The 22,656-nt window shown below is 35.7% G+C and carries 25 protein-coding genes; 17 read left to right on the top strand and 8 right to left on the bottom strand.

The window, feature by feature from the left end:
- Positions 1-300: 300 nt before the first annotated feature.
- A complete protein-coding gene (locus DYE60_RS09595; protein WP_115316364.1) occupies positions 301-858 on the bottom strand; it encodes a TorD/DmsD family molecular chaperone in 558 nt (185 codons plus the stop codon).
- Positions 859-920: 62 nt separating this feature from the next.
- Between DYE60_RS09595 and nfo the strand changes: the two genes are divergently transcribed.
- Positions 921-1,763 carry a deoxyribonuclease IV gene (gene nfo / locus DYE60_RS09590; RefSeq protein ID WP_115316363.1) on the top strand — a complete coding sequence of 281 codons (843 nt, stop codon included), beginning with the start codon at positions 921-923 and terminating at the stop codon, positions 1,761-1,763.
- A 31-nt stretch (positions 1,764-1,794) separates the two neighbouring features.
- Here the strand turns inward: nfo and DYE60_RS09585 are convergent, their stop codons facing one another.
- Positions 1,795-2,229 (bottom strand): LexA family protein, encoded by a 435-nt coding sequence (locus DYE60_RS09585; protein WP_115316362.1) that lies wholly within the window; start codon positions 2,227-2,229, stop codon positions 1,795-1,797.
- Between the two features lie 258 nt (positions 2,230-2,487).
- Here DYE60_RS09585 and DYE60_RS09580 point away from each other — a divergent pair, with 258 nt between their 5' ends.
- Both DYE60_RS09580 and DYE60_RS09575 read left to right on the top strand, forming a co-directional pair.
- Positions 2,488-3,297, top strand: coding sequence for a DNA ligase (locus DYE60_RS09580; protein WP_115316361.1), 810 nt, complete (start codon positions 2,488-2,490; stop codon positions 3,295-3,297).
- Between the two features lie 60 nt (positions 3,298-3,357).
- The gene (locus tag DYE60_RS09575) at positions 3,358-3,681 is read left to right on the top strand and encodes a zinc ribbon domain-containing protein YjdM (protein ID WP_115316360.1); all 324 of its coding nucleotides are present in this window, start codon (positions 3,358-3,360) and stop codon (positions 3,679-3,681) included.
- Between the two features lie 74 nt (positions 3,682-3,755).
- Here the strand turns inward: DYE60_RS09575 and tal are convergent, their stop codons facing one another.
- Positions 3,756-4,706, bottom strand: a complete 951-nt coding sequence (gene tal / locus DYE60_RS09570; protein ID WP_115316359.1) for a transaldolase — start codon at positions 4,704-4,706, stop codon at positions 3,756-3,758.
- Between the two features lie 220 nt (positions 4,707-4,926).
- Between tal and DYE60_RS09565 the strand changes: the two genes are divergently transcribed.
- The 9 genes from DYE60_RS09565 to crp all read left to right on the top strand — a co-directional run bounded on the left by DYE60_RS09565 (position 4,927) and on the right by crp (position 11,244).
- Positions 4,927-5,385 (top strand): FxsA family protein, encoded by a 459-nt coding sequence (locus DYE60_RS09565; protein ID WP_245942695.1) that lies wholly within the window; start codon positions 4,927-4,929, stop codon positions 5,383-5,385.
- Positions 5,386-5,394: 9 nt separating this feature from the next.
- Positions 5,395-6,420 carry an NAD(P)H-dependent glycerol-3-phosphate dehydrogenase gene (gene gpsA / locus DYE60_RS09560; protein WP_115316358.1) on the top strand — a complete coding sequence of 342 codons (1,026 nt, stop codon included), beginning with the start codon at positions 5,395-5,397 and terminating at the stop codon, positions 6,418-6,420.
- A gap of 13 nt (positions 6,421-6,433) precedes the next feature.
- A complete protein-coding gene (gene cysE / locus DYE60_RS09555; RefSeq protein ID WP_115316357.1) occupies positions 6,434-7,231 on the top strand; it encodes a serine O-acetyltransferase in 798 nt (265 codons plus the stop codon).
- 34 nt (positions 7,232-7,265) lie between these two features.
- Positions 7,266-7,757: a YajQ family cyclic di-GMP-binding protein gene (locus DYE60_RS09550; RefSeq protein WP_115316356.1), complete on the top strand. Its 492-nt coding sequence runs from the start codon at positions 7,266-7,268 to the stop codon at positions 7,755-7,757.
- 247 nt (positions 7,758-8,004) lie between these two features.
- Positions 8,005-9,213, top strand: coding sequence for a bifunctional phosphopantothenoylcysteine decarboxylase/phosphopantothenate--cysteine ligase CoaBC (coaBC, locus tag DYE60_RS09545; protein ID WP_115316355.1), 1,209 nt, complete (start codon positions 8,005-8,007; stop codon positions 9,211-9,213).
- On the top strand, positions 9,210-9,665 hold the full coding sequence (gene dut, locus DYE60_RS09540) for a dUTP diphosphatase (RefSeq protein ID WP_115316354.1): 456 nt from the start codon (positions 9,210-9,212) through the stop codon (positions 9,663-9,665). The genes coaBC and dut overlap by 4 nt, the downstream gene beginning before the upstream one ends.
- Before the next feature lie 9 nt (positions 9,666-9,674).
- A complete protein-coding gene (gene slmA / locus DYE60_RS09535; protein ID WP_115316353.1) occupies positions 9,675-10,286 on the top strand; it encodes a nucleoid occlusion factor SlmA in 612 nt (203 codons plus the stop codon).
- Between the two features lie 3 nt (positions 10,287-10,289).
- Positions 10,290-10,508, top strand: coding sequence for a YheU family protein (locus DYE60_RS09530; protein WP_115316352.1), 219 nt, complete (start codon positions 10,290-10,292; stop codon positions 10,506-10,508).
- A 70-nt stretch (positions 10,509-10,578) separates the two neighbouring features.
- Positions 10,579-11,244 (top strand): cAMP-activated global transcriptional regulator CRP, encoded by a 666-nt coding sequence (gene crp, locus DYE60_RS09525; protein ID WP_115316351.1) that lies wholly within the window; start codon positions 10,579-10,581, stop codon positions 11,242-11,244.
- A 124-nt stretch (positions 11,245-11,368) separates the two neighbouring features.
- On the opposite strand, the gene DYE60_RS09520 is transcribed toward crp, so the two are convergent.
- The 4 genes from DYE60_RS09520 to DYE60_RS09505 all read right to left on the bottom strand — a co-directional run bounded on the left by DYE60_RS09520 (position 11,369) and on the right by DYE60_RS09505 (position 17,433).
- Positions 11,369-13,513 carry a YadA-like family protein gene (locus DYE60_RS09520; RefSeq protein WP_115316350.1) on the bottom strand — a complete coding sequence of 715 codons (2,145 nt, stop codon included), beginning with the start codon at positions 13,511-13,513 and terminating at the stop codon, positions 11,369-11,371.
- A gap of 390 nt (positions 13,514-13,903) precedes the next feature.
- Positions 13,904-14,245 (bottom strand): iron-sulfur cluster insertion protein ErpA, encoded by a 342-nt coding sequence (erpA, locus tag DYE60_RS09515; protein ID WP_115316349.1) that lies wholly within the window; start codon positions 14,243-14,245, stop codon positions 13,904-13,906.
- A gap of 71 nt (positions 14,246-14,316) precedes the next feature.
- On the bottom strand, positions 14,317-15,648 hold the full coding sequence (locus DYE60_RS09510; RefSeq protein ID WP_115316348.1) for an anaerobic C4-dicarboxylate transporter: 1,332 nt from the start codon (positions 15,646-15,648) through the stop codon (positions 14,317-14,319).
- 168 nt (positions 15,649-15,816) lie between these two features.
- Entirely contained in the window at positions 15,817-17,433 is a 1,617-nt protein-coding gene (locus DYE60_RS09505) for an AAA family ATPase (RefSeq protein WP_115316347.1), read from the bottom strand.
- An 83-nt stretch (positions 17,434-17,516) separates the two neighbouring features.
- Between DYE60_RS09505 and matP the strand changes: the two genes are divergently transcribed.
- Together matP and ompA are read left to right on the top strand one after the other, a co-directional pair.
- Positions 17,517-17,963 carry a macrodomain Ter protein MatP gene (matP, locus tag DYE60_RS09500; protein ID WP_115316346.1) on the top strand — a complete coding sequence of 149 codons (447 nt, stop codon included), beginning with the start codon at positions 17,517-17,519 and terminating at the stop codon, positions 17,961-17,963.
- 263 nt (positions 17,964-18,226) lie between these two features.
- Complete coding sequence (ompA, locus tag DYE60_RS09495; RefSeq protein WP_115316345.1) at positions 18,227-19,306, top strand: porin OmpA; 1,080 nt, start codon at positions 18,227-18,229, stop codon at positions 19,304-19,306.
- A gap of 133 nt (positions 19,307-19,439) precedes the next feature.
- Here the strand turns inward: ompA and DYE60_RS09490 are convergent, their stop codons facing one another.
- A complete protein-coding gene (locus tag DYE60_RS09490; protein WP_115316344.1) occupies positions 19,440-20,342 on the bottom strand; it encodes a 1,4-dihydroxy-2-naphthoate polyprenyltransferase in 903 nt (300 codons plus the stop codon).
- A 94-nt stretch (positions 20,343-20,436) separates the two neighbouring features.
- On the opposite strand from DYE60_RS09490, the gene tsaA reads away from it, so the two are divergent.
- From tsaA to agaB, 3 genes are all read left to right on the top strand, one after another.
- Entirely contained in the window at positions 20,437-21,171 is a 735-nt protein-coding gene (tsaA, locus tag DYE60_RS09485) for a tRNA (N6-threonylcarbamoyladenosine(37)-N6)-methyltransferase TrmO (RefSeq protein WP_115316343.1), read from the top strand.
- Between the two features lie 38 nt (positions 21,172-21,209).
- Positions 21,210-21,926, top strand: coding sequence for an SIMPL domain-containing protein (locus DYE60_RS09480; RefSeq protein WP_115316342.1), 717 nt, complete (start codon positions 21,210-21,212; stop codon positions 21,924-21,926).
- A gap of 260 nt (positions 21,927-22,186) precedes the next feature.
- Positions 22,187-22,651, top strand: a complete 465-nt coding sequence (gene agaB / locus DYE60_RS09475) for a PTS galactosamine transporter subunit IIB (protein WP_115316341.1) — start codon at positions 22,187-22,189, stop codon at positions 22,649-22,651.
- Positions 22,652-22,656 lie beyond the last annotated feature (5 nt).

Genomic DNA, 22,656 nt, shown 5'->3' with positions numbered 1-22,656 from the left:
TCCAAAATTGACAAAGAATAGAACCCCTACGATGCTCTTGAATTCTATCCTTACTTTACAAACCGCCAATTTACTCATCAAAGTAGATTTAATTTATTCGATCAAAATGGTGTTTTCTATATCACTATCATCTGTATTATAATGGTAAATTAAGCTGTTAGTTAAAGTGGTATATCCCATATTGAATAAAATTAAAGAAGAAATAAAAAAATCTTGTTTATGAAGTTAGTAAATCTTACTTTGTTAATCTCAAAAGTTATGTTCAATTTTTGAGATTAACAAACACATATCCATGATTTATCAATTACTCTCTTCCAATTCATCCGCCATTGCACTTAAAGCATCACGAGTAAGTTGGGCTAAGGCTTTGTAGAATGACGTATCAAAGGCTTCAACTTTGCCTAAAAACTTGCTCGCACAAGGTAATAAAAAGCGTTGGAATAAATCCTTTTGGGCTTCTGTTGAATCAAGATTATCTTCAATCCAAGAGGCAGTCAAAAGTAATAATGCCACGTGATCAGCATTTGTTAACTCAGGCATCCCTCGTTGTTCGCGGAAAGTGATGAACTCTTGCACATCAATGCCATAACTAGAAAGTTGAGTATCAACATTACCATTTTCTGCAAAAAGTGAATTAAAACTGACCGCTAATTCTGCTGGAGAGGCTAATTTTTCAAGAGTATTTAACGCATTTTCACCTTGTGCATCAAGATTTAATGCCCAATTTGCACGTAAATTACCTTGTTTAAGCCATTCAAAAGTACCTTCAAGAATAGGATCTGTCGGAGTTCTGTAAAAAAGATTACCGAAGAGGCGACATAGTAAAGAAAAATCATTAATAGAGGTTTGGTCTGTCATAATGTAAAATAACCTAATCAAAATTTAAAAAAGATATTATACACAAGAATTAGGGATAAAAAATGAAATATATTGGTGCTCACGTGAGTGCTGCTGGTGGGGTAGAAAATGCAGTATTACGAGCGGTTGAAATTGGGGCGAATGCTTTCGCATTATTTACCAAAAATCAACGTCAATGGAAAGCCGCCCCCTTAAAAAAAGATAGCATTGAAAAATTTAAGCGTTTTTGTAAAGTACATAATTTTAGTGCTGATCAAATTTTGCCACACGATAGTTACCTTATCAATTTAGGTAATCCAGATACAGAAAACTTACAAAAATCACGTGAAGCCTTTATTGATGAAATGCAACGTTGTGAGCAACTTGGAATTAAATTATTAAATTTCCATCCCGGTAGTCACCTGAATAAAATAGATGAAAAAGCTTGTTTAAGTCGTATTGCTGAATCGCTAAATATTGCAATTGAAAGTGTACCGAATGTGGTTGCCGTAATAGAAAACACCGCTGGGCAAGGTACAAATTTAGGTTGGCATTTTGATCATCTAGCACAGATTATTGAACAAGTAGAAGATAAAAGCCGTGTTGGTGTTTGTTTAGATACTTGCCATACTTTTTCTGCAGGCTATGATATTTCAACCCTTGAAGGCTGCGAACAAGTCTTCACGGAGTTTGAAAATACCGTTGGTTTTCAATATCTACGCGGAATGCACTTAAATGGCTCTAAAACGTCGCTTGGTAGCCGAGTCGATCGCCATCATACTTTACAAGAAGGCACAATTGGTACGGATATTTTCAAATTCATTATGAATGATGATCGCTTTAATGAAATTCCGCTGATTTTAGAAACAATCAATCCTGATATTTGGGCAGAAGAAATCCGTTTCCTACGCTCTTTACAACGATAGCGGTCAAATTTTTAGGGATTTTTACCCATTATTAAACCATATATTGTGGGGTGCGTGGCATTTGGCTACGTACCTGATGCACAATATTCGTAATAACGCCTGCGACATTGATGTCATTCCAATGCTGAATTCTTAAGTTTGGCTCAGCGCTATCTAATGAAAAAAGTATTTTTTCTTGATTTGTGGCATTAAAAAATTGGTAAAACTTATATTCATTATTTTTTTCAATCACAATCATATCGTTGATCTTAAACACACTCCGTTTTTCCACAATTAGCAAGTCATCTAATTCTATTCCCCACGCCAATAAATGGGGATTTTTAACCTGTATAAAAAAAGTATCCGTAGGGCGTTTAATACACAATGAATTCAAATCCAATTTAATTGAACGCTCTGCATGAGTATCACGAAATAGAGGCATTGGTTGATAAGGTAATTCTCTATTTAACTTTCTTAATCGAGCCATTTTAATCTCCAAAACAAACTGTGTTTTTATACAGTTATTTTACTGGTTATAAACACAGTGTCAAGCGAGAAATGACATTTATTCCAAATATAATTTAAGATAACTAAAAATAGCTTGTTACCCTATTTTGCAAATTTTCATAAAAAAATGACCGCTTATCATTTTTGCGATCGCGATCGTAAAAAACGTTTTGATACCTGATTTTATCACGCAATTTTTTTATAGTAATAGTATCTATTATTCACTTAAAAAAGACCGATGAAACGATTTCTATTACTTTGTTTATTTATCCCTAACTTATTCGCCCAGCCATTAAATTTAATGTTACTTGAACATTATAAAAATCAAAATATTACATACTGGGTAATGTCGGAAAAATTGGATGGAATCAGAGGATTTTGGAATGGCAAAACGTTATTAAGCCGTCAAGCTTATCCGCTCTCTGCCCCCAATTATTTCACCAAAAATTTTCCCCCTTTTGAAATTGATGGCGAATTATTTAGTGGGCGTGATCAATTTAGTCAAATTTCTTCGATTATTCGAGGTTCAAATTCTGAGAAATGGCAGAAACTAAAATTGTATGTGTTTGATGTGCCAAATGCTAAAGGCGATTTATTTAGTCGGTTACAAAAATTAGAAAATTATTTAAACGAGCATCCAACGCCTTACATTAAAATCATCAAGCAAATTCCGATTAAAAACAAAGCACATTTAACTTCCTTCTTTCAAGAAATTCAAAGCCTCAAAGGCGAAGGTGTTGTCATTCGTAATCCAAAATCTCCTTATATAAAAGGACGGTCTGCCCAAATTTTAAAATTTAAAGCAGTTTATGATGATGAATGTACCGTTATATCCCATCACATAGGTAAAGGAAAATACAAAGATAAAATGGGATCGCTCAGTTGCCAAAATGAGTATGGTACATTTAAAATTGGCTCAGGATTTTCAGATAAAGAGCGAGAAAACCCACCTCAAATTGGAACTCTTATCACTTATAAATATCGTGGTTTTACTTCAAAAGGGAAACCTCGCTTTGCCACTTATTGGCGAATCCGACAAGACAAATAACCCAAAACCCAGTACAATATCGCCTTTATTTTTATTTAATATAAGTTTTAAGGATTATTTATGGAATTTCCAATTTGCCCAAAATGTAGCTGTGAACACACATACCACGATTCAATTCAATTCGTTTGCCCAGAATGTGCTTATGAATGGACAGGCGAAGAAGTTGAACAAGAAGATGAAGACCAGTTAATTGTTAAAGATAGTAATGGTAATTTATTAGCCGATGGCGACGATGTGATTTTAATCAAAGATTTAAAATTGAAAGGTTCATCACAAGTATTGAAAAAAGGCACAAAATACAAAGGCATTCGCTTAGTTGACGGTGATCACGATGTGGATTGTGGCAAAATTATGCTTAAATCAGAGTTTTTGAAAAAAGCATAATAGATAGTAATAAATGATAAAATCCCCTAAAAATAAAGTAATTAGGGGATTTTTTAAATATGAAAAGCTAGTAATTATAATTTCTCAATTAACATCGCTTCTAATTTTTCAGTATCTACCGCAAATTTACGGATGCCTTCTGCAAGTTTTTCAACAGCCATTGGATCTTGGTTGTGTTCCCAGTAGAATTCCGCTTCTGTCATTGGTGCTGGACGTGCTTTGATTTCGCCTTTGTATTCTAATTTACGTGGTAACTCCGCGTTTGCTTCACTTAATTCTTTTAATAATCCTGGTGCGATAGTTAAACGATCACAACCTGCTAATTCAGTGATTTCGCCGATATTACGGAAACTTGCACCCATAACAACAGTGTTATAGCCGTGTTCTTTGTAATAGTTGTAAATTGAAGTAACCGAAATTACACCTGGATCTTCTGCTGGTGCATATTCTTTCTTGTCTGAATTTGCTTTGTACCAGTCTAAGATACGTCCAACGAAAGGTGAAATTAAGTATGCACCTGCTTCTGCACACGCACGTGCTTGAGCTTGTGAGAATAATAACGTTAAGTTACAGTTAATACCTTCTTTTTCTAACACTTCTGCTGCTTTGATACCTTGCCAAGTTGAGGCAACTTTGATCAAAATACGGTCATTGCTGATACCTGCTTCATTGTATAAACGGATAAGTTTGCGTGCTTTTTCGATAGTTGCTTGAGTGTTGTAAGAAAGACGTGCATCAACTTCAGTTGAAATACGACCTTTTACTACTTTTAAGATTTCTAAACCGATATTTACCGCTAATTTATCTTCTGCATCAATCAGTTGTTGTGCTTTATCATCGCTTTGTGCTTTTGCGTAAGCCACTGCGTCATCAATAAGTGGTGCATATTGTGGTAATGCTGATGCACTTAAAATTAACGATGGATTAGTGGTTGCATCTTCTGGTTGATACATTTTAATTGCTTCAATATCGCCAGTATCCGCAACAACAACGGTCATCTCTCTTAAATTGTCTAATTGACTCATTCTTAAATTCTCCTGTGAGTGTAAAGATAAAACTATGTATAAAATATGCGTATATAATAACAGCAAATAATGTAAATTTGGATACTAATTTTGTGACAAATTTCACAAATAGGTATTTCCGTTCGGTCGCATTAAATATTTTATAAAAATAGTTCCCCTTGAAAAGAGATTTTATGCCACTATCTATGTAATTAGATTATTTATCAAATAAGGATCAATTATGTTTGCAATGCGTTTCTTTCTTTTCTTCTTTTTATATATCTATTGCGAAATCTCATTATTAGTGGCGATTGGTTCAAATACGAGTGTATTATTTTTAATTCTATTGATGATTTTTATTTCAGCCGCAGGTTTATGGCTGATCCGCTTGCGTGGGCTTGCTACACTCTTTTCTATTCGCCAACAATTAGCACAAGGTAAAATTCCCCAAGATGCCGTCATTTCTTCGGTTCAATATGCCGTTGCGGGAATTTTATTGGTTATTCCGGGATTTTTGAGTGATATTTTAGCGATTTTATTACTTTTGCCTTTTACAAAAACCATTATTACTACTTATCTGTTAAACTATTTTTCAACACGAATGAAATTTAATACGCAATATTCACAAGGCTTTTCACGAACAGAAACTTTTGACGCTGATTTTGAGCGTAAACAAGATGAAGATAAATGGGTTAAATAGGACATTAAAATGAAAAAATCACTTTATTCTGCACCAATTGCAGTATTGGGGGCAGGATCGTATGGCACATCATTAGCGATTGCACTTTCTCAGCAAGGAGAAACGGCTTATTTGTGGGGGCATTCGCCGCATAAAATACAAAAAATGCAACAAGAGCGTAAGAATCAAGAGTTTTTACCTGATGTTACTTTTCCTGATAGCTTGATTTTAGAGAGTGATTTAGAAAAAGTATTAGGTGCAGTAAAAGATATTTTGATTGTCGTGCCAAGCCACGTTTTTGATGATGTGTTACAGCAAATAAAACCTTTTATTCGAGATGATCATCGCATTATGTGGGCAACCAAAGGATTGGAACACCACACAGGACGCTTATTACATTGTGTTGTAAAAGAAATTTTAGGAGTAGAACACCCACAAGCGGTGCTTTCTGGTCCAACTTTTGCAAAAGAGTTAGCGACAGGCTTACCTACAGCAATTTCTCTCGCTTCAACAGATTTAAAATTTGCCGAAGAAATGCAACAACGTATTCACTGCTCAAAGGCATTCCGTGTGTATTTGAATGAAGATATGATCGCCGTTCAGCTAGGCGGTGCGATTAAAAATGTGATTGCGATCGGGGCCGGGCTTTCTGACGGTTTAGGCTTCGGGGCAAATGCCAGAACGGCATTGATTACACGTGGCATTGCGGAAATTAGTCAATTATGTACGGCACTTGGTGGTAATCCGACAAGCCTGATGGGAATGGCGGGGCTTGGCGATTTAATGCTGACCTGTACCGACAATCAATCTCGTAATCGTCGTTTTGGATTGATGATTGGGCAAGGCAAAAATGTTGATGAAGCAATGCAAGAAATTGGACAAGTGGTGGAAGGGTATTACAATACCCGTGAGGCCTACTTATTAGCCCAAAAATACAAGGTTGAAATGCCAATTGTGGAACAACTTTATAAAATGCTATTTTGTGGACAAGATACCAAAGCCCATATCCGAAAAGGGGTTGCATCATTATTAGGTCGTGAACGAAAAGTTGAATAAGAAGGATTAAATAATGAAACAGCTTGAACAATTATGGAATGAGATTCACCAAGAAGTGAAATCCCTTGCCGAACAAGAACCAATGTTAGCGAGTTTTTTTCATTCCACAATCTTAAAACACACGAATTTAGGTGATGCATTAAGTTATATTTTGGCAAATAAATTGGCTAATCCAATTATGCCTGCAATTGCACTAAAAGAAATTATTGAAGAAGCTTACCAAGCCGATCCTCACATTATTGAAAGTGCGGCACAGGATCTTTTAGCCGTCAAAACACGAGATCCTGCCGTTGAATTATTAAGCACACCGCTACTCTATTTGAAAGGTTTTCACGCCTTACAAAGCTATCGTGTAACCCATTATTTATGGCAACAAGGTCGCCACGCCTTAGCGATTTATTTACAAAATGAAATTTCTGTCGCCTTTGATGTTGATATCCACCCAGCCGCAAACATTGGCAGTGGCATAATGCTGGATCACGCAACAGGCATTGTGGTTGGGGAAACCTCAGTGATTGAAAACGATGTCTCTATTTTGCAAGGGGTCACACTAGGGGGAACAGGAAAAGAGACTGGCGACCGTCATCCAAAAGTACGAGAAGGTGTAATGATTGGGGCAGGAGCTAAAATTTTAGGTAATATTGAGATTGGAAAATATGCTAAAATTGGGGCGAATTCTGTGGTATTGCGAGCTGTCCCTGAAAATACGACTGTGGCAGGCGTGCCAGCAAAAGTAATTAGTCACTCACAAGCACAAAAACCTGCTTTTGAAATGAATCAGGATTTTAATGTGAATGAAGAACAACCATAATTAACTATAAATTTATAAACAAGAGGAAAATAATATGCCATCTTTTGATATTGTATCTGAAATCACTATGCACGAAGTGCGTAATGCAGTAGAAAATGCAAACCGTGAATTAAGCAACCGTTGGGATTTTCGCAATGTTACCGCCACCATTGAGCTAAATGAAGGCAAAGAAAGCATTAAAGTGACGACCGAATCTGACTTCCAAGTGGAGCAATTATTAGATATTTTACGCAATGCAATGATTAAACGTAGCATTGAGCCATCATCATTAGAAATCCCTGATGATTATGAACATAACGGCAAAATGTATAGCAAGGAAGTGACTTTAAAACAAGGGATTGAAAAAGATATGGCGAAGAAAATCACCAAGCTTATCAAAGATTCTAAATTAAAAGTACAAACACAGGTTCAAGGCGAGCAAGTGCGTGTGACAGGAAAATCACGTGATGATTTACAACAAGTGATTCAACTTGTGAAAGGGGCTGAACTCGGGCAACCATTCCAATTTGAGAATTTTAGAGACTAATCTTTTTCAATATAAAACAAGTTGTGAGCAATCACTTATTTACGTAAAATAGTCATGTTTTATAGTCAATTGATTTAATTATTTTGAATGTAGGGGCGGATTAAGAGAGCAACGCGAACGCATATCCGCCCGCGAATAATCATATAGAGAACGGGCGGATAGGCACTTCATTTAATCCGCCCCTACATTTCAACAATATATTTTAGTAATTACGCAATCTCAATATCGCGATAAAAACGAGCCAAAAATGTTAAATGCAAAAAAAATTGTTGTCGGAATTACAGGCGGCATTGCTGCCTATAAAACGATTTTGTTAATTCGCCTTCTCAAAAAAGCGAATGCGGAAGTGCGAGTTGTGATGACACCCGCTGCTGAAGCCTTTGTTACGCCACTGACTTTACAAGCGATTTCAGGCAATGCGGTAGCGACCTCCTTATTAGATCCCCAAGCTGAACTTGCAATGGGACATATTGAGTTAGCTAAATGGGCAGATATGGTTGTCATTGCCCCCGCAACGGCAGATTTTATCGCACGTTTACGCGTGGGAATGGGCAATGATTTACTCTCCACTCTTTGCCTCGCCACCTCCGCACCGATTTTTATTGCACCTGCGATGAATCAGCAAATGTATAAGCGGTCAATTACGCAACAAAATTTGCAAAATTTAGTAAATGAACAAGGCGTACTTTGTATTGAACCAGAAAGTGGTGAGCAAGCCTGTGGGGATACTGGCGTAGGGCGAATGGCAGAGCCTGAAACTATTTTTGAATTTTTGACGGATTATGTCAAAACCGCCCAAGATTTACAAAATATTACCGTCACCATTACCGCAGGTCCAACCCAAGAAGCGATAGATCCCGTGCGTTACATTAGTAATCACAGCTCAGGAAAAATGGGCTTCGCCATCGCAAAAGCCTTTGCGGAACGTGGGGCGAAGGTCAATTTAATTGCAGGGGCTGTGAAATTAGATACACCACAAAATGTAAAACGCTTTGATACCCTTTCAGCGATTGCAATGGAACAAAAAGCCCTTGAATTAGCCCAGCAAAGTGATATTTTTATTGGTTGTGCTGCCGTAGCAGATTATCGCGTTAAAGAAGTGGCAACACAAAAAATCAAGAAAACCGATGATAGTGATGAAATGACGCTAACCTTGGTGAAAAACCCTGATATTATCTCAAACGTCGCTCATCTTGCACAAAATAGACCTTTTGTGGTCGGCTTTGCAGCAGAAACTCAAGATTTACAAAAATATGCAAAAAGTAAACTACAACGTAAAAATTTAGATTTAATTTGTGCCAATGATGTATCAAATGGGCAAGTTTTTAATAGCGATCAAAATTGCTTACATTTATTTTCGCAAAAATCTGATAAAATATTACCGCTTGCGGACAAATCAAAATTAGCACAAACATTAGTGAATGAAATCATCAAGTTATATAAGGAAAAGCAATGAAACAGATAGACTTAAAAATTTTAGATAAGCGAATTGGGACAGAATTTCCACTTCCCGCTTATGCAACTGAAGGCTCAGCAGGTCTTGATTTACGTGCTTTACTTGATGAAAACATTACCGTTGAAGCAGGACAAACCGTGCTTATTCCAACAGGTATTTCAATTTATGTCGCGGATCCAAATTTAGCAGCGGTTATTTTACCACGTTCAGGCTTAGGGCATAAAAATGGGATAGTGTTAGGTAATTTAGTGGGCTTAATTGACTCAGATTATCAAGGTCCGTTGATGGTTTCATTGTGGAATAGAAGTGATAAACCTTTTACCGTTGAAGTGGGTGATCGCATTGCTCAACTAGTCTTTGTACCCGTGGTACAAGCAAACTTCAATGTTGTAGAAGAATTTAATCAAACAGAGCGTGGCGAAGGCGGTTTTGGACACTCTGGCAAACAATAGGGGGAAATAATGGTTGAACCTATCATTAAAATGCCGAAAAAATCAGTAAAAGAACGTCAACAGCAGGTACTAGAAGTATTACTTACCCTTTTAAATTCTGAAGATGGAATGCAACGCGTGACAACGGTTCGTCTTGCTGAAGCGGTGGGGGTATCAGAGGGTGCATTGTATCGTTACTATCCAAGTAAAACCAAAATGTTTGAAGCTTTATTAGATAACATTGAATCTGCCCTCATCAGCCAAATTAAAGCCGTTACTCATCGCGAAGAAGCGACCTTAACGCGAATTAAAGTTATTTTGTACACCATTTTGGAATTTGCGAGAAAAAATCCGGGGGTAACTCGAATCCTTACTGGACACGCTTTAATGTTTGAAGAAGATATTTTAAAAATGCGAGTATCAAAATTTTTTGATGGATTAGAATTGCAGTTTGCGAATATTCTACAAATGAGAAAAGTACGAGAAGGAAAAGCCTTTGAGCAAGATATTCGCCTACTTTCAGCTTTTTTAGTCACGTTCTGCGAAGGGCAGTTTCAACGTTTAGTTCGTTCTCATTTTCGTTATGACCAATTTCAACACTTTGAAAAACAATGGTTATTGATCAAGCCAATTTTTGAGTAAAAAATGATTATTCCATATCAAACACTATCAACAGAAACATTAGACAATATTTTAGAATCTTTTATTCTACGAGAAGGCACCGACTATGGTGAAATTGAGCTTTCAATGGAAGAAAAGAAATCTCGTTTATTAAAACTCATTCAATCTGAAGAGGCTATCATCGTTTGGTCTGAGCTACATCAAAGTTTAGATATCAAAGATCGTAAATCTTTTTTAGGTTAAAATGTTAGACTATGTTAAACTATTTCTATAAATTAAATATTGGACGTTAATTATACTTAGAGGCTTGTTTATGCAGGATATTTCCCTTGTTGTACCACAATCTACACCAGTAAAATCTCTAGATGTTTCAACCTTAGATTGGTTCTTAACTCATTGTCATATTCACCGCTACCCATCAAAAACCACACTTATTCACGCGGGTGAAAAAGCGGAAACACTTTATTATATTATCAGTGGCTCAGTTTCTGTTTTTGTTAAAGATGATGAACATAAAGAAATGATTTTATCCAATCTTTGTGAAGGTGAATTTGTTGGAGAAATTAGCTTATTTGAAGAGCAAGAATGTATCCGTACCGCCTCTGTTAAAACACGTGGCACTTGTGAAATTGCTGAAATTTCTTATAGCAAATTCAAACAACTTATCCATATCAACCCAGATATTTTAATGTATCTTTCCGCTCAAATGGCACGTCGTTTACGCCAAACCTCAATGCAGGCAAGTAATTTAGCTTTCTTAGATGTAACTGGACGTATTGCTCAAACGTTAATGAATTTAACCAAACAACCTGATGCAATGACCCACCCAGATGGTATGCAAATCAAAATTACACGCCAAGAAATTGGACAAATGGTCGGTTGCTCTCGTGAGACGGTAGGCAGAATTTTAAAAATGCTTGAAAATGATGGCTTAATCACCGCACACGGAAAAACAGTTGTGGTATTAGGCTCAAGATAACAACATTATTTTCATTATAACTAAAAGCATTCATTTTTATTTATATCAGAAAGTGGATTAGAACCTTATCACTAGTTTTAATCCACTTTTTATCCACTATACTAAATGTATACCGTCGTTAGTTTTACCAAAAATACCCCACGCTCACTGCACCACTAAATTCCTTCGCGGTATTTGTATTTACAGAAGCTTTAACGCCTATTTTACTGTCAGTAGAAAGAGCTGAATATCCTATCGCTAACGCCGTTTGATTTTGATATTGCCCAACCGCAGCAGTAATACCTGATTGACCCGCTTGATTTGCCTGTAATAAACCCGCTGTTGCAACCGAAGAGGCGGCACTAGCTCGTTGTTTATTCTCTAATTTCCCAATCTGCTTTTCAATCGTTTGAATTCTTTGAGAATTCTGAGCAATATTTACCATATTACGTTGAATATTAGTAATATTATGCTTAATGTTAGATGTATTACTTATAATTTCAGACTTATTATGCTGAACTTGTCGTTTAACTACATCAACATCTTGTGTATTTTTAACAATTTTTAATGCATTACTCTTAATATCAGAGGTATTACGACTGATTCTGGCATTACTATTTGTAACCTGTTGCTTAACTTTATCAATGTCTTGTGAATTGTTAGCAATAGTAAGTGCATTATTCTTAATCTTAGACGTATTACGACTAATTTCAGATTTATTATTTTTAATTTGCTGTTCAACGTTCTCCATTTTCTGCGAATGCTTAGTCATACTTAATGCATTATTTTTAATACCAATAGCATTCTTTTCAATGTTAGATTTATTCTCTTGGTTCACTGATAAAACTTCTTTTACTTGAGATTTATTGGTCTCAATATTTGCACTATTTTCTTTAATTTTTGAATCTAACAATTCTGTTTGAATCATTTCAAACCAACGTATTTTTTCTTCATCGGTCATATAACTATCATAATCTTGCTCGCCAAACTCTCTAAATTGATCCTTATAATATTTATCTAAAAATATTTCCCGTGATTTCTTACTATATTGCTCATCCGCAGACAAATAGGCAGCACTTTCCTTAGAATTTGCTTTCAATTTATTGAGATCATCCTGATTCTTTCTTCGTATATAACGAGAATAGGTATAGTACAGTTTATTCATTACCTCATTACCGTTGATCGCCGGTACATCTTCCCTATTCATCAAATCTGAATCATTGTGATCAGTACGGCTTTTTGGCATTGGTTTCAAATCGTATTTATCATTAGTAGATACAACACTACCATTTGATGGCGGAATATAATCTTTTGAAGGCATAGAAACATCGTCTTTTGAAGGAGCAACGTTATCTTTAGGCGGTATTGGTTTGGTAGCTGAAGGAGAAGTATTCACCATTTCCTCAGATTTTTTTGCTATCTGAAAACTGTCCATTATTTCTTTTGAAACACTGGCTCTATTTTCCGATCTCATATAATATTTAGCCATAACAATTTGTGCTAATGTAATACCTTGTAAATAATCTATTTTTTCTTTTCCATTTTCTACTTTCGTGATATCACTCAGCGTTATTTTTTCATCTTCACTTAAAGTAACTTTTCCAGCCTCACTATCATAAGAGACCTTTCCATATTGTTGCAAAGCTTCAGCTAATTTCGTATTGATAGTCTCAACAAAACGAGTCCCATCTAATTGCTTTCTTAAAAAAGCGATATCCTCTTTCGTTAAAAATAGATCATCTTTACGCGTTGGATCTGTTGTACCAATATATTTAACATCTCGACCATCCGCAAAAACAAGAAAATCTTGATCATTTAATACCTGTGAAACAAAATCTAAATTTGATGGTTTCTCATATCTATCAAAATGCCCATTAGGATTATAAAATGCGATGTTTGGATTATTGGCCTGCTCTTTAAAAACAGTATCATCAAGGTACTCATAATCTTTATTAACTAATTTTTGATTTACCTTAGAATTAGCAACACCACTTCCAGTATTAGTCGAACCGTGTTCAGATAGATATTCAACCTCTCTCTTAATTTGAGCTAATTGCATTATATTATTTCTTTGTTGGGTAGCTATACCATCTAACAAGCCCGTCACCTCATCTTTGAGATTATCGAAACCAACTTTACCTTGTGAAATAACATTGATTCCATCTTTTGAAGGTACTCCTTCCCCAAAAGGAGCTTTAAAGTTTTGTACGATAGCCGTCCCCGCAAAAGATTGATTTAGTGTTAATAATAGTAGTGATGATAAAAACGTCTGTTTATGTATTTTTTGCATTTTTGTATGTTATTTGAAATGAACAAGGACGCAATTATAATATTCTTTATAAACAATTAGTTACTGGTATTACCAGTTATATTTTGACCATAAAATGTAAAATTGAACAAGGAATTTTAGATAAATATTTAGGAAAATAAGATACCAATCTTCAATAAGGAAAAGGAAAAAATAAAATCTGCCAATAATCAAGAAATTAAGGCAAAAAGAAAATTTGTAAAAATCATATAAAATCACACCGCTTCAAGAAAATACTTTTCTAACTAAACATAACAAAAAAAGACTGATTTCTGTTGAATTCAGAAATCAGTCCTTATATTTAACTTTTTAATTATCAAGCGTTCAAAATTTAGCAATTATTCCATAAATTCATACGATTGTTTGATATGATCAAACACTAAATGATGATCCACAACCACAAGTTGAAGTTGCGTTTGGATTATTGACCACAAAACGTGAACCCTCTAAACCTTCAATATAGTCCACTGTTCCACCAATTAAATATTGTAAACTCATTGGATCAACAACCAAACCAACTTCTTGATTTTCAATAGTTAAATCGCCATCATTTACTGATTCATCAAAGGTAAAACCATATTGGAAGCCACTACAACCTCCACCTGTAATATAAACTCGCAAGCGAAGGTTTGGATTCTCTTCCCCCTCAATTAAGCTCTTTACTTTATTTGCAGCAGCATCGGTAAAGATCAGAGGAACATTGATATCACTCATAAAAAACCCCACTAAAATAAAAATTAGTGGGGTATTATCTACTAATTAAAAGTTTCAATCAACTTGTTTCATTAGATTAAAATTTGGCTCAAACTCACCCCGACAAAACAAGCAACCACGACCCCAATTAGTCCTGGAACCATAAAGCTGTGGTTGAAGTAATATTTACCAATTTTAGTTGTTCCAGAAACGTCAAAGTTTACTGTTGCAATGTCAGAAGGATAGTTTGGAATAAAGAAATAACCATAAGTTGCTGGCATTAGTCCCACTAATAATGGTGCAGGTAAGCCAATCGCAAGCCCAACAGGTAAAAGCATACGAGCTGTTGCTGCTTGGCTATTGATCACCACTGAAACCGCAAATAATGCAAAGGCAAATGCCCAAGGATACTCCTCAACCATACCTATAATTCCCGCTTTAAATGATGGCATTGCATAGCTGAAATAAGTATCACTCATCCAAGCGATACCAAAAATCGCTAAGGTTGCCACCATACCTGATTTAAACACCACGCCATTTGGTACTTTTTGCACATCTGTTTTGGTTGCCAATAAAATAATTCCCCCAAAGGCTAACATTACCATCTGAATAATCGTTCCCATTCCAATTGCTTTTTTCGCATCACCGATCGTTCTAATCTCTGGCATAAGTGCGACAACGACGATGAATACCAATGCAAGTAAGAAAATAAGCACTGAATTACGTGCCGCTGGCGGTAATTGTTCATTTAATGTGGTGCTTGTAGTGTTAGCAATACGCTCTTTCCAAATTGGATCTTGTAAACGACGTTGATATTCAGGATCGTCTTGTAACTCTTTACCACGACGTAAACTATAAAGTGAAAGAGCAATGGTTCCAGAAAGGGTCGCTGGGATCGTTACACCAACGATATTTAACAATGTAACGTGAGCAAATCCGTCTAATGCTGTAATTTGCCCTAGATAGTAAACCACTGCAGCAGCAATCGGGCTACCTGTGATCGCAAGCTGAGAAGCCACAGATGAGGCGGCCATTGGACGCTCAGGACGGATGCCATTTTTTAATGCGACATCGCCAATAATCGGCATAATAGAATAAACTGCATGACCAGTTCCAAGCATAATGGTCATTGTATAGGTGACTAATGGACCAAGAAGCGTCACACGTTTTGGATTGCGACGTAAAATACGTTCTGCAATTTGTAACATATATTTTAAGCCACCCGCCGCTTCAAGAATAGAAGCACAGGTTACTACCGCTAAAATAATTAACATTACGTTGATAGGTGGAGAAGTAGGTGGCATTCGTAAAATGAAAACTTCTACCATCAAACCAATACCAGAAACAACGGCAAGCCCCACTCCACCGTAACGACTACCCGCATAAAGGAAACCGAGTAAGAGTAAAAATTCAAAATAAAGCATAAAAAATACCTCTATGTGATCAGTAAAAAATTGTCGCTATTCTATATGGAATAATCTCAAATAGGATCACACAATTTGCTAGAAACCTTTAACTAGATCAAATTTCTGGCAAATTTTGATAAATATTATTTTCTATGAAAAAATAAAAAATGACAGTCTATTATTTTGTTACTTTTTTACTACTTTTTTGTAAATTCTTGTAAAAATTGAACCGCTTGTTTCCGACTCTTCATCTAAATTCTCTTTGATAATTGAGAAAATGCTTTCTTCTGGATTTTCATCATCATAAAAAGGTTTGTTGAATAATAATTCTACGCTCTCATAAATATCCGAGACTGCCCAAATAGAAAATTGTCCTTGCTCAATAGCTTCAATGACCTCTTCTCTTAGGCTTAAATGAGAAATACAGCTCTTAGGAATAATAGCACCTTGCTGACCCGTTAAACCACGTTTTTCACATAACGCAAAAAAGCCTTCTATTTTTTGATTCACACCGCCAACACTTAATACACGTCCGAACTGATCAATTGCACCTGTAACAGCAATAGATTGTGGCAAAGGCAATTTTGCTAAGCTACTCACTAGCACACAAAATATCGCTAACGAAGAACTATCGCCATCAATATCACCGTAAGATTGCTCAAACACAAGTGAAGCCGAAAAAGGTAATTGAGTTGGTAATTCTAATAAATTAGAAAGACAAGACTCTGCGATCATTATCCCTTTAGCGTGGATATTGCCCCCTAAATCAACTTTATGCTCAATATCAATAATTTCACCATCGCCCAAACGAGTGTTACAGCTAATACGCAAAGGTTCGCCAAAAGAATAAGGTACACCTTCAAATTCCACAACGGATAAACCATTGATTTGCCCAATTCGCTCTTTTTCTGTTTCAATGTAAACCTGATCATTTAGAATTTCTAATTGGGTGTAATCATTTAGAATCGACGCTTGTTTTTCTAAAAATTCAAAATAATCTGTTACATTTTCAATTTGAGTCTGATCTTGATAAAACTGAGCAATTCCTAAAATATCTTTTTTAATTTTAGTTGGATAAAGAGAAATTACCTGCTGATTTTCGCTCTCACGAATATAATTTTTCAAAAGCTGCTCTAACCCCGTATTTGTAAACGTTTTATTTACAAGAGATTGAGAAAGCGATTGAATATAATTTCCCCATTGATTGAGCGATGTCTCATTCAGTGAAAGTGTCGTTTGTACCTCAGTATAAAGAGCAAACTGCTCTAAGCTCTCATCATAATTCGCTAAAACCGCAATATCTCGGCGAGAACCCGCTAAAATCAATTTAAAATTTACCTTGCGAGATAAGTTATCAAGGGGAATCTGTTTATCGGATTCCAAATGATAATAGCCAAATAAAAGTGCCTGCTTCAATTTATCCCATAATTTTGGTTCTTTTAACAATGAATGGGTATTTAACACCAAAATACCATCATTGATTTGCGAAAGAATCCCTTCAATAATTTCCAATTTTTGCTCTGAACCGACATAATGAGCATAACCAAATAATTGATTACAGTTTAATTCATTACACAGTTTTAGCTTTTGATCTTTTTGTGTAAAATACCTTGCGATTTCATCGGTAATTTCAGGAAGAACATCCGTTTTCAAAATTAACAACGCATTGCTATTTTGCTGTTGAAAAAGTGCAAAGGTACGTTTCAAATTCCCTTGAAAGTCTAAAAAGTTTACTTTTTCATTCGTTAATGAAAAATGATGAGCATAAGAGAGTTGCTCTGAAGAAAGTGGGTTAATTTTCACAAATTTGCCTCATTATAGAAATTTGATTTATTATAACGTGATTTTCGCTATACTTGTGTATAAATTCTAAAAAGGATCGATAAATGAGATATCAAAGATTAGAAATCCAAGAAGCTAACTGGAAATGGCAATATCTTCTAAAAAAACATCAATCTGGCGAAGCAATAACGAAATATAAAGAACAGAGCCTTATTGAATTAAAAGTACAGCTCTTAGCAACATTACAAAATTCCCCTCAAGAAATTGAGGCGTGGATCAAAACAGAAATGACATCGCAACAACGCAAAAAAATGCGTCAATCTGTGCGAGCGAAGCGAAAACGATTCTTCAATGCCGAACAGCAAAACACAAGAAAAAAATCCATTGACCTTGAATATTCTAGTTGGTTACGTCTTTCAAAAAAATCCAAACAGCTCGGTATGACTCTTTCACAAACAATTGAGCATCTTATCGATGATGCCGAAAATAAACAGATTTATAGTGAGCAGATTTGTAAAATGAAGCAGAAATTAGAAGATCTTCTTAAATAATGGTTAATTTATTCTCACTTTTTATAAAAAACAGACCGTTGTTGTATATGAAAAAAACAAGATTATAAGGATCATTGTGGAAAAAAATCATACACAAAATCTAATTTATTTCATTTTTATTTTTTTTATTATATAATGAAGGCTACCTTTTCACTTACGACATACTTAAAGTAAGATAAAAGTAAAATGAATCATCTCACTTTCTATATGGAAATACAGAGTGATTCAAATATAATTAAAACGTTTTTTGAGAGGAAAACAATATGAAAAAATCAGTAATTGCTTTAGCTGTTTCTAGCTTAGCATTAGCAGGTGTTGCTCAAGCAGCTTCACAAGAAAACACATTTTACGTTGGTGCAAACGCAGGTTGGGCATCATTCCACGATGGTATTAAAGATATCACTGACCCAGCGGAAAAAACAGGTGTTTACAAAAACTCTGTAACTTACGGTGTATTTGGTGGTTATCAAATCCTTAACAACGGTACAACAGGTTTAGCTGCTGAATTAGCTTACGATGATTTTGGTACTTTAAAATTACGTGATAGCCAAAATAAAAAAGACGGTGAAACTACTGCTAAAATGACTAACCACGGTACTACTTTAAGCGTTAAAGGTAGCGTTAAAGTTGTTGAAGGTTTAGACCTTTATGGTCGCGTTGGTGCTGCATTAGTACGTTCTGACTATAAAAATGACAAATCAAATACTCAAAGAAATACTTGGGAAAGAGAACAACATTCTTTACATGTGTCTCCAGTATTTGCTGCGGGTGTTGAGTACAACTTACCATCATTACCACAATTAGCTGCTCGTTTAGAGTACAAATGGGTAAACAACGTTGGTCGTTACGAAGATGCTAACGGTAAACGTGAAGACTTCCGTCCAGATATCGGTTCTGTAAACTTAGGTGTTTCTTACCGTTTCGGTCAAGAGACTGCACCACAAATTATCACTAAAAACTTCACATTCAGCTCTGATGTATTATTCGCATTCGCTAAAGCAGACTTAAAACCAGCTGCAGCACAAGCGTTAGATTCAGCAAAAACTGAAATTGATGCTTTAGGTAACGTAACATCTGTTCAAGTAAATGGTTACACAGACCGTATCGGTTCTGAAAAATCAAACGTACGTTTATCACAACGTCGTGCTGAAACAGTTGCAAACTACTTACTTTCTAAAGGTATGAACCGTGACGTGCTTTCAGCAGCAGGTTATGGTGAAGCTAACCCTGTAACTGGTAAAACTTGTGATAAAGTTAAAGGCCGTAAAGCTGTTATCGCTTGTTTAGCACCAGATCGTCGTGTTGAAATCCAAGTTCAAGGTACTAAACAAGTATCTATGTAATTTAGATTTTATCTAATACGCAAAAATGCTCGCTTAGGCGAGCATTTTTTTATTCTGAATTTATTATTGACTGTATAATCTAGATTACGCATTTAGGCGTATGCAATATGCCCCTACGAACTTTTTCTACATACTACATAATTATCCCCAAGCTAAACACTAAATTAGTTATCAATGCTAATCCAGCCATTTGCCCAAGTAACGGGCGTAGTTCACTCGGATCTTGGTGATAATAAATTTTTATTGCGTGTTTAATCAGTAATGGCGTGGTAATCAGAAATAAAAATCCCTGCCAAGATTGATGAGTAAAAATTGCAAAAAGTAGATAAAAAATGACCGCTAAGCTTAATAATATTAAGTGATAAATTCGTCCATTCTGTGAACCAATACGCACAATTAAGGTATTTTTTCCCACTAATTTATCTTGATTGATATCTCGTAAGTTATTGATATTTAATACCGCCACAGATAATAATCCACAGCTACAAGCAGGCAAGAAAATTATAAGTGGCAAGGTGTGAGCTTGTAGATAAAATGTGCCTAAAACGGCCAAAAACCCAAAGAATATCAATACGGAAATATCGCCCAATCCAATATAACCATAAGGTTTTTTACCAACGGTGTAAGTGATTGCACACACAATAGCAAGCACACCTAGCAAGCTAAATGCAATTAAATCTTGCCACGATTGATAAGCATAAAAAATTAAGCTTAATCCACTTAACAAGGACAAACCAATCAACACATAAATGGCTTTTTTTAACTGCTCTGCACTGATTTCGCCTTGCTGAATCGCTCTTAAAGGGCCAATACGCTCTTGGGTATCTGAACCTTTAACGTGATCGCCATAATCATTCGCAAAATTTGATAAAATTTGCAATAAAATCGTGGTAAGAAAAGCCAACAGCGTTGTTATTCCGTTGAATGAGCCATTTCCATAGGCTAAGGCTGATCCCACTAAAATAGACGCAAGAGCGAGAGGTAAGGTTTTTGGGCGAGCGGTTTTCAGCCAAATGGCAATAGTTGATTTATTCATATTAAATTTTATTTATCGGTTACTTTTCTTATCATTGGTGCATTTTAGTATAAAATACCCGACAATGTTTTGATTTTTTACAGGAAATTTGCAAATGGACACTCAATCCGTAACTTTTTACCCTATCGGCACGATTTCAACGCCCTATGGCGAAAAATTTTCCGTTCCACGCCAGCCCAATTTAGTGTCACAAGGTAAAGGAATTTTACGCTTATTGCCCCCTTACAACACCCCTGACTCAGTACGAGGCTTAGAGCAATTTAGTCATTTGTGGCTCTTATTTCAATTTCATCATATTCCTTCTCGCAAAGCTCAAACTACTGTTCGCCCACCACGCTTAGGTGGAAATGAACGCATTGGGGTTTTTGCTAGCCGTGCCACACATCGTCCAAATCCGATTGGTTTATCAAAAGTAGAATTAGAAAGAATAGAGTATAAAAATGGCGAAGTATTACTTCATCTGGGCAGTGTCGATTTAGTTGATGGCACACCTATTTTAGATATCAAACCCTACCTTGCTTACGCTGATTGTGAAATTGAAGCAAAATCTGGTTTTGCTCAGCAAAAACCCTCTCAAAAGTTAGCAGTAACCTTTACGGATGAGGTTCAACAAGCGGTCAAATTATGTTCTAAATTTGCAAAATATCAGATTGCTGATCCACTCGCTTTTATTCAAGATGTGATCGCCCAAGATCCTCGCCCAGCTTATCAACAAAATAAATTGACGGATCGCATTTACGGAATGTTGCTTGCTGGATGTAACATTCGCTGGATTATTGACCCTTGCGATCCTCATCACGCCATCGTGATTGAACTTAATGAACAATAACTAATCCAACCTAAGTATCCACTTTTCAAGGAAAAACAATGAAATTACAAAAATACTTACTTATCTTACCGCTTATGGCAACCGCAGTTAGCACATTCGCACAAGAAACCATCACGAATAATGATGATTATAAATCAACCTTTCACTTTGCTACCGAAGTACGCCGAACAATTGATAAAGACTTAATGCTCGCTTCTGTATATAGCCGTAAAACAGGCGAATCCTTAACGGAGTTGAGAGAGTTTGTGTCTAAAAATTTGAATAAGGTGCTGGAATTAGCCAAGCAATATCCAACTATCGAAGTAGAAGCAACAGGCATTCAAAACTATCCGCATTATGAAAAAGAGAAAGTGAAAGGCTGGGAAGCACAGGGCAATATTGAATTTAAAAGCAAAGACTTTAAATCAATGGAAAAATTGCTCGCATCATTGGGTGAAAATATTGCCTTAAATTCCGTTTATTTCACTGTATCCCCTGAAAAATGGGCAATGTTAGAAGATGAGCTGACTACTGAAATGATCCAAAAATTGCAACATAAAGCAGAAGTGATCAAGCTTGCCTTAAATGCCAAAGAATATATTTTGGATGATGTAAAATTAGGTAACTTTAATGATCGCAGCTATTATCGACCTTATATGGCTCAAATGACCTACGGTGCGACAAAAGCCCCACTTCAAGAAGAAATTAAAATCCCTCTTGAAGCAGGGAAAGAAACGATCGTGAGCCAAGTGTCTGGTACGGCGAAGTTTAAGTAATTTATTACAACAAAAAATTTATCATTACATTTATGTGCCGTTTATAATTTAGATTATAAGCGGTCATTTTTTATTAAAAATTTGCAAAAACACAACAAAAAATAACTAAAGATTGTTAAAAATAGTTGCTTTTTGCGATAAAAAGTGTGATCTAGGTCTAGTAATTAGTAATTAGTAATTAGTAATTGCCATTAAAAAATTCCGATCTAAAATAAGTCAATCTTTTTATTTATTCTTTGATTATTAAATAGGAGAAGACTATGCCGATCTTACTCACTCGCATAGATAATCGTCTGATTCACGGACAAGTTGGAATGACTTGGGTGATGACGCTACAAGCTAATTTAGTTGTGGTGGTTGATGATAACGTTGCAGAAGATCCCCTTCAACAAACGCTTATGTCTAGTGTGCTACAAACCTCTGGTGCAGGTGTACGCTTTTTCAGTGTTCAAAAAATGATTGATGTCATTCATAAAGCCTCAGACCGACAGAAAATTTTTATTGTTGTACCAAATCCAGAAGTTGCTTGGAAACTGGTTGAAGGTGGTGTACCGATTGAAGAAATCAATATTGGTAATATGCACTTTTCAAAAGGTAAAACGCAACTAAGCAAAAAAGTCTATGTGGATGAAAACGACTTAGACTATCTACACAAAATCCGAGATTATGGCGTTAAGCTATATATACAGGATGTACCCGGAGACAATAAGGAATTTATTAAATAATTTTA

Source organism: Phocoenobacter uteri, from assembly GCF_900454895.1.
Lineage (GTDB): Bacteria > Pseudomonadota > Gammaproteobacteria > Enterobacterales > Pasteurellaceae > Phocoenobacter > Phocoenobacter uteri.
This window is presented reverse-complemented; position numbering and strand designations above follow the sequence as displayed.